At 33.1% G+C, this 6,689-nt stretch carries 8 protein-coding genes; 7 read left to right on the top strand and 1 reads right to left on the bottom strand.

Annotated elements, in window-relative coordinates:
• Nucleotides 1-123 precede the first annotated feature (123 nt).
• The 3 genes from GXM17_RS16370 to GXM17_RS16360 all read left to right on the top strand — a co-directional run bounded on the left by GXM17_RS16370 (nt 124) and on the right by GXM17_RS16360 (nt 2,400).
• Nucleotides 124-813, top strand: a complete 690-nt coding sequence (locus GXM17_RS16370; protein ID WP_163400449.1) for a hypothetical protein — start codon at nt 124-126, stop codon at nt 811-813.
• Nucleotides 814-817: 4 nt separating this feature from the next.
• Nucleotides 818-1,321, top strand: coding sequence for an endonuclease V (locus GXM17_RS16365; RefSeq protein WP_163400447.1), 504 nt, complete (start codon nt 818-820; stop codon nt 1,319-1,321).
• Between the two features lie 584 nt (nt 1,322-1,905).
• A complete protein-coding gene (locus GXM17_RS16360) occupies nt 1,906-2,400 on the top strand; it encodes a DUF7000 family protein (protein WP_163400445.1) in 495 nt (164 codons plus the stop codon).
• Nucleotides 2,401-2,565: 165 nt separating this feature from the next.
• Here the strand turns inward: GXM17_RS16360 and GXM17_RS21915 are convergent, their stop codons facing one another.
• Nucleotides 2,566-2,700, bottom strand: a complete 135-nt coding sequence (locus tag GXM17_RS21915) for a hypothetical protein (RefSeq protein ID WP_280115308.1) — start codon at nt 2,698-2,700, stop codon at nt 2,566-2,568.
• A gap of 118 nt (nt 2,701-2,818) precedes the next feature.
• On the opposite strand from GXM17_RS21915, the gene GXM17_RS16355 reads away from it, so the two are divergent.
• The 4 genes from GXM17_RS16355 to GXM17_RS16340 all read left to right on the top strand — a co-directional run bounded on the left by GXM17_RS16355 (nt 2,819) and on the right by GXM17_RS16340 (nt 6,404).
• The gene (locus GXM17_RS16355; protein ID WP_163400443.1) at nt 2,819-3,370 is read left to right on the top strand and encodes a DUF2695 domain-containing protein; all 552 of its coding nucleotides are present in this window, start codon (nt 2,819-2,821) and stop codon (nt 3,368-3,370) included.
• Nucleotides 3,367-3,582 (top strand): hypothetical protein, encoded by a 216-nt coding sequence (locus GXM17_RS16350; RefSeq protein WP_163400442.1) that lies wholly within the window; start codon nt 3,367-3,369, stop codon nt 3,580-3,582. The genes GXM17_RS16355 and GXM17_RS16350 overlap by 4 nt, the downstream gene beginning before the upstream one ends.
• Before the next feature lie 537 nt (nt 3,583-4,119).
• On the top strand, nt 4,120-5,775 hold the full coding sequence (locus tag GXM17_RS16345) for a sensor histidine kinase (protein WP_163400441.1): 1,656 nt from the start codon (nt 4,120-4,122) through the stop codon (nt 5,773-5,775).
• Complete coding sequence (locus GXM17_RS16340; protein ID WP_163400440.1) at nt 5,772-6,404, top strand: response regulator; 633 nt, start codon at nt 5,772-5,774, stop codon at nt 6,402-6,404. The genes GXM17_RS16345 and GXM17_RS16340 overlap by 4 nt, the downstream gene beginning before the upstream one ends.
• Nucleotides 6,405-6,689: the final 285 nt, after the last annotated feature.

Raw genomic sequence — 6,689 nt, 5'->3', positions numbered from 1 at the left:
ATTAAAAAAGAGAAACTATACGGATACCTGTCGGAGAAAAATTTCATACAGCCGATTCTCAGAGGCTCATTTTGAGTTTTTTCACAGACTGACGTTGGCAGTAATTTTACAACAGAATCGTAAATGGAAGAATTAGAAAAAATATCCAAACAAATTACAGAGCTAAAAATTATAGCTTCTAAAATTGATTTTGACACAAAAAAAAGTTTAGTCGCAAAAAACAAAAATTTACAAGACATTCTATTTGAGTCAACTAAATTTTATTATAATTTTTCAGATGAAGCTAAATTGTTTGAAAAAAAATTTAATGTTATTCTTTCTGAAAAATTAAAAAGTGTAATTGGAATTTTTAGAACTAAAGGTTATTCTCATTCTGATCTTTTTAATCATAGAATTCCTTATCATCCTATTGAATGTTTCTTCTCAAAAGAATTTGTAAAAATCTTGATAAACTTTGGAATAGCTAAATCAGATATAGAAGATGGATATTTTGACCACAAAACTCAAAAATTTAATATAACTGCAATTGAAGAAGTCTATAATCAAATTCCTCAAAAAGATAACTTATTAATTTATTGTATTTCTTTTGCTGAATGTTGTGGAGGTCGAAATTTATTAATTTTAAACGGTGATGATGAAAATGTAGTTGGTTATGACAATCACGGTGCTGAAAAAGAATACATTCACAATGGCGAAATATACTTATATACAACCTATTTATTACACGAAAAAAGTCAAACTATTTTTGATATGGTTTCTGATGATATAATTATGATTAAAGAAAAAATTGAACCATATATAAACGTATATTAAATTTATGATTTTAGCTTTTGATACATATTATTTTGAACAAAAAGCAAAAACGGTTTGTCTTGAATTTGCTGAATGGAATGAAAGTAAAATCTACAAAATTTATACAGAAATAATAGATAATATTGAAGAGTATATTCCAGGAGAGTTTTATAAAAGAGAGTTACCTTGCATTATTAGTGTATTGAAGCAAATTGATTTAAGAAAGGTTGAAGCAATTATTGTTGATGGTTTTGTTTATTTAGATGATGAAAAGAAATTCGGATTAGGCGGTTATTTGTATGAAAAACTAAATAAAGAAATTCCAATAATTGGTGTAGCAAAAACTAATTTTGCGACAATCGAAAAATATAAAAAGCCTTTATTTAGAGGTGAAAGCAAAAAACCATTATTTATTACATCAATCGGAATTGAACTTACAGATGCTGTGAAGAAAATAGAAAGCATGGAAGGAGTATATAGAATTCCAACTTTACTTAAAGAACTTGACCGATTAACAAAGGAAAAATAAAAAACTACTGCCAACACACGCTACAAGCAATTTGGGGATTTGGCTTAATGGAAAAATTGGTTTGTATTTGGAAGATTTGGCAAATCCGAAAGATAACCCCCGCTCTCCGAAGTGTTTCTTTCCAACGCTGCGCAAATGTCTCCGACTTTGCGCCATTTTAAAACTCTCTGGTGCTCGTTTACAACGAGTACCTACATAAAATTAAAAGATAATTTATAGCGTTTTTAACGCGGCTATTAAAACAAAAGTTTCTTATAAAGTTCATGTGACGATTTATCTAAAAAGTCGCGTTGCAAACGCTTTAATTCGTTTTCACAAGTAACAGGTACTCGTTACAAACGAGCACCAGATTCAAGAAAAGCCCAATTTATTCTTACACTGATTATTGGTACATCCGTAAGTGTTTAATACATTTGTGTGACTTAATACTATGAAGAGCCTTATGAAGGGAGACTTTTACGTACCGTTCCGTGAGAATGTAAGGGGGAAATTTCCTTACCTGACTCGATTGAGTGCAAGTTAACCGACCAACCGAAAACCGAATATAAAACAAGGAATGACATAACAAACAAGGAATATTAAGAATGAAAAACTTAAATCAATACGTTGCCATTTACAAAGAACAACTTGACAAAGGTGACATTCAAGAAGCCTACGTTGGACTTGTTAAGTATGTGACAAGACTTGGAACAACATTATCAAAAAACCTTTCAGAAAACTATTCATTCGGAAGTCTTTTTCAAGGGTATATGGACTATACATACTTTTATTACACAAACGACTTTTTGAAAAAGAGAAAACTGAAAATGGGACTTGTATTGAACCATTCAAAAATGCAGTTTGAAATTTGGCTTTTAGGTCAGACAATTCCGCTTCAAGAGAAGTATTGGGAGTATTTTAAATCTACAAAGTGGAATAAACACAGAACGACAAGACCTCAATACTCTATACTTGAAACTACTTTAATTGAAAAACCAGACTTTGATGACTTAGATGAACTTTCAAAGCAAATAGAGAATAAATTAATTTCCATTACAGACGAAATAATTGAAGACATAAAAACGAGTAAATTGACGTAAAGAAAATAAAACCTTTCTGGTGCTCGTTTGCAGCGAGTACCTACATAAAATTTATAGCGTTTTTAACGCGGCTATTAAAACAAAGGTTACTTATAAAGTTCATGTGACGATTTATCTAAAAAGTCGCAAACGCTTTAATTCGTTTTCACAAGTAACAGGTACTCGTTACAAACGAGCACCAGATTCAGCAATAGCCTCTGCAAAAGCTTCGATAAAACGAACCGGATTGTCCGGTAAAATTGTATCCTCCAGAGATGAAAAAGACATTTGATGGCGGGAAATTCCTGTGATATATTGCATTATTAAATATAAACCTTTTCTGCCTTATAACCAATTGTTTTGCTATATTTGGAACTCAACAAACGGAAGTTTTTTCACAGACTGACGTTAACGGTAATTATAAATACGACCATCAAACATGGACAAACAGAAACGAAAAGAAATACGAAAGCAACTTGCTGAAAAGGAATTAGCCGAATTTAGAAAAGGCTTACCTTTTGACGAAAACATTTTTCCTAAACTATTTGACTTTTTGGATATCGAATTAAACAAAAATGGTTGTAATCATACGACTATATTGACAAAGACATTTTTAGACAAGAATAAAGTATCAAATACAACCGATGCGATTGAATGGTTGGCCGACAACGGTGGTTATTGTGACTGTGAAGTTTTAGCAAACATAGAAGACTTATTCGACTATCTAAATCCACCATTGCTAAAACCTTTCCAATCAAACCAAATTAAAAAACAAAAACTAAATAGCTTAAAGACTGACTTTGGATTTTCTATTGAGAAAATACCATTACCTTGGACTTTAACTGAGACGATTTCAGGGAACGATAAAAGTTATAATTTTCAATTTGGTAAAAGCAATAACTGCATTATAAACTTAGCTTCCGATTTTCCTATAACTCAATTGGACAATGACAAATTTTGGACAGACCTTGGATTAAAGAAACTGAATTGAATTACAACCTTGAGGACTTAATGGTTGAACGAATTGAATTTGAAAACTATTTAGCAATATTAGTAAAAACAAAAAACTGGACACCTGTAAAAATTTGGTGCATTGGAAAATCAACTAAAGAATGGTTCTTAAAAATGACCACCGAATTAAGCAGACACAAGGGCGACATAAAAGAACTTGAAAAGTTAATAGGCTACATAAAGACAGAATGAAAATAACATAATTGCACGAGCAAAATGCTCGCGCCAGCGAAAAGCAGTGCTTCTAAAATGAATTACACTTATTTTGCCTCACATGTAGCGCTTCTGGCATGAATTGAACTCGGTTTGCCTCAAACGCAGCGCTTTTAGCTTAAATAAAACCCAGTTTGTCTCAGATGCAGCGCTTCTGGCATGAATTGAACTCGGTTTGCCTCAAACGCAGCGCTTTAGCTTAAATAAAGCCCTCGCTCTACGAAGTGTTCTCATGAAAAGGCAAATGTCTCTGACTTTGCCAATTTCAAAAATCATGTTCCAATCCATAAAAGTCTCAAAAGTCGCCTGACTTTTAACCAGTATGCCTTAAATGTCCCACAATATTTTATTAAATCCACACAAGCATTTAAAGAATTAAGCAAAGCTATTGCTTCAAAGTTTCTTTTAAAACCCCAAACCAAGTATATTTACATAAAGAAAAAAAACTGGAAAAAGTTATATTTAGAACCTGAATCAGCCATACAAGACCCACCTTATCTTTAAAAATAGATTTTAATGAACATCAAAACATTAATACTGATCATAATCAATAGTTTAATCGCATTGGTAATTGCTTTGTTGTCTTTTTCTTCGTACAAGCAGTTTTCTAACGTTTTGAACGACCGTATTTTACTGCAGTTAAATTCTATTAAAACACTCAAGCAAAACCAGATTGAACATCTGTTAAAATCAGAGTGGGAGCGGTTTGAGGCTTCCGAATCGTACAGGCAAAACAGTGACACCACCTTGCTAAAGCTTCCCGATAGCATAAAAAAAAGCAACGGAATTCACGATTTTACCCCTTATCATCCTGCTAAAAAAACGACCATAGGTTTTATCTCCAATTCGAAAAGAGGTACTATTGTTAAAGTTTTAGATTACAACAAAATCAAACAAATACTTCTGGAACGCACCGGAATGGGGGACAGTGGCGAATCGTATCTTGTGGGTCAGGATTTCCGGATGCGTTCTCAGTCGCGTTTTTATCCTAATAAAACCCCTTATACCATATTCGTTAAAACAAAAGGAGTGGCGAATGCTTTAAAAGGCATAAATGGCAGAGGCGTTTTTGAAGATTACAGGGGGATTGATGTTTATAGTGTGTACAGTCTCATTACAGTCGGAAAACTGAAAATGGTCATCTTATCTGAAATAGATGTTGATGAGGTTACGCTCCCCTTAAAAGAGTTGAAACAAAGACTTTTAGGTTTAACGCTGGGTATTTTTTTGCTGGGTGTTATGCTTTCTCTTTTTTTGACAAGATTTATTACCAATCCAATTAAGAACATGCAAAAAAGTCTCCGGATTATGGCTCAGGGAGACTATAACCAAACCAATGAATTTATTAAAAATTCTACAGAAATAAAGGAAATGTTTGAGGCTTTGGCAAATTTGAAAGCTTCTTTACAGGGCGCTGTAAAATTCTCTGACGATATTGGTAAGATGAATCTGCACACCGATTTTAAACCTAAAAGTTCAAATGATCTTCTGGGAAAAAGCCTTTTAGCAATGAGAGACAAGCTTATAGAGTTTAGAAATAATGAAGAGAATACCAGAATATTATCCAAACGCATGCTGGTAAACGGTTTGGAAGATGAAAGGCGAAGACTCTCGCGGGAACTCCATGATGGTGTTGGTCCCTATCTGACTTCTTTGAAGCACTACATTGAAAACAGGGTTAAAAATGAAGAGAAGAAAGCAGAAATGAAAAAAATAGTGGATGATACCATTTCTGAAATCAGATTGATGTCTAATGCGTTAATGCCTGCTTCAATAGATGATTTTGGAATTGGAGTTACCTTAACAAACTTTATTGAAAAGCTGAAAAAATCGACAACTGTTACTATTGAATATGAAGATTTGACCCAACAGGAAAGTTCTAATATCACCAACCATCAGGCGATTAATCTTTTTAGAATCACTCAGGAGCTTATAAACAATTCATTAAAACATGCTGACGCAAAAAACATACGGATTACACTTTCGGAATTTGAGGAATTCATATCCCTTTTTTATTTTGATGATGGAATTGGTTTTGACATAACGACTGTTAAATTAGGTTTAGGAATTGTTAACATCAAAGAACGTGTAGAAATTTGCAATGGTACCATTGCAATCAATGCGACTCCCGGAAATACAACCTTTGAAATCGAGTTACCCATAGAATTATGAAAGAAATAAAATTAATAATAGCGGATGACCATGAGCTATTTAGAAAAGGACTTGCAGAACTGCTAAGAAAGCATGAAGATATAAAAATAGTCAGAAGCGTTGGGGATGGCTCAGAGTTTATGGAGCTTATTAATAGTCAATTTAAGGCAGATATTGTATTGCTGGATATTACAATGCCCAATATGGATGGTTTTCAGGTTTTAAAAGAATTAAAAAACAATGCTACTGATATAAAGCCTATTGTAATTTCGATGCACAGTGATGGTAATTATATTGCAAAATGCGCTAAAATGGGCGCTTACGGATACCTGTTAAAAAATACGGATGAAGCCGAATTAATCCTGGCCATAAGAAGTGTTGATAATGGGAAAAAATATTTCAGTGCTGAGATTTCTGAAAAGATGATCAACTTTATGTCAACACAAAGCATAAGTGAAAATGTTTTGTCTAATAAGGAAACTGAAGTTTTAGGATTAATCGCTAAAGGGTTGACAACAAAAGAAATTGCTGAGAAACTATTTGTAAGCTCCCGTACCATCGAAACCCATCGTGCCAATATTCTAAAAAAACTGGAAGTTAAAAACACCGCCGAACTCATTAAAAAAGCAGCAAAAATGAATTTAATATAAGCCGTTGGGTGCAATTGATTTAAAATGAATTAAAAGTATAAAATAATGAGTAAAACATCATTTATAACATAAAGAATTGATGTCATCCTGAGCGGAGTCGAAGGCTTAAGAGTTCAAAAGGGCTTCGACTAATTTTATCCTGAGCAAAGCCGAATGGACTCAGCCTGACACTTATTTTGATTTCACCCAACGGGTTTTAATATAACAAAATTAAAGACCGCACTATCCGTATAAATACGGATGCAAATAGGGTAGATTCACATAATCCTGAAAGCCTGTTACTGA

This window comes from Flavobacterium fluviatile (assembly GCF_010645065.1).
GTDB lineage: Bacteria > Bacteroidota > Bacteroidia > Flavobacteriales > Flavobacteriaceae > Flavobacterium > Flavobacterium fluviatile.
The sequence above is the reverse complement of the archived record's forward strand: the minus strand, read 5'-3'. Positions and strand labels throughout refer to the sequence as shown.

Bases quoted from the DNA above. Each gene is read 5' to 3' on its own strand.
- GXM17_RS16370 (WP_163400449.1), top strand. From the start codon at position 124: ATGGAAGAATTAGAAAAAATATCCAAACAAATTACAGAGCTAAAAATT.
- GXM17_RS16365 (WP_163400447.1), top strand. From the start codon at position 818: ATGATTTTAGCTTTTGATACATATTATTTTGAACAAAAAGCAAAAACG.
- GXM17_RS16360 (WP_163400445.1), top strand. From the start codon at position 1,906: ATGAAAAACTTAAATCAATACGTTGCCATTTACAAAGAACAACTTGAC.
- GXM17_RS21915 (WP_280115308.1), bottom strand. From the start codon at position 2,700: ATGCAATATATCACAGGAATTTCCCGCCATCAAATGTCTTTTTCATCT.
- GXM17_RS16355 (WP_163400443.1), top strand. From the start codon at position 2,819: ATGGACAAACAGAAACGAAAAGAAATACGAAAGCAACTTGCTGAAAAG.
- GXM17_RS16345 (WP_163400441.1), top strand. From the start codon at position 4,120: ATGAACATCAAAACATTAATACTGATCATAATCAATAGTTTAATCGCA.
- GXM17_RS16340 (WP_163400440.1), top strand. From the start codon at position 5,772: ATGAAAGAAATAAAATTAATAATAGCGGATGACCATGAGCTATTTAGA.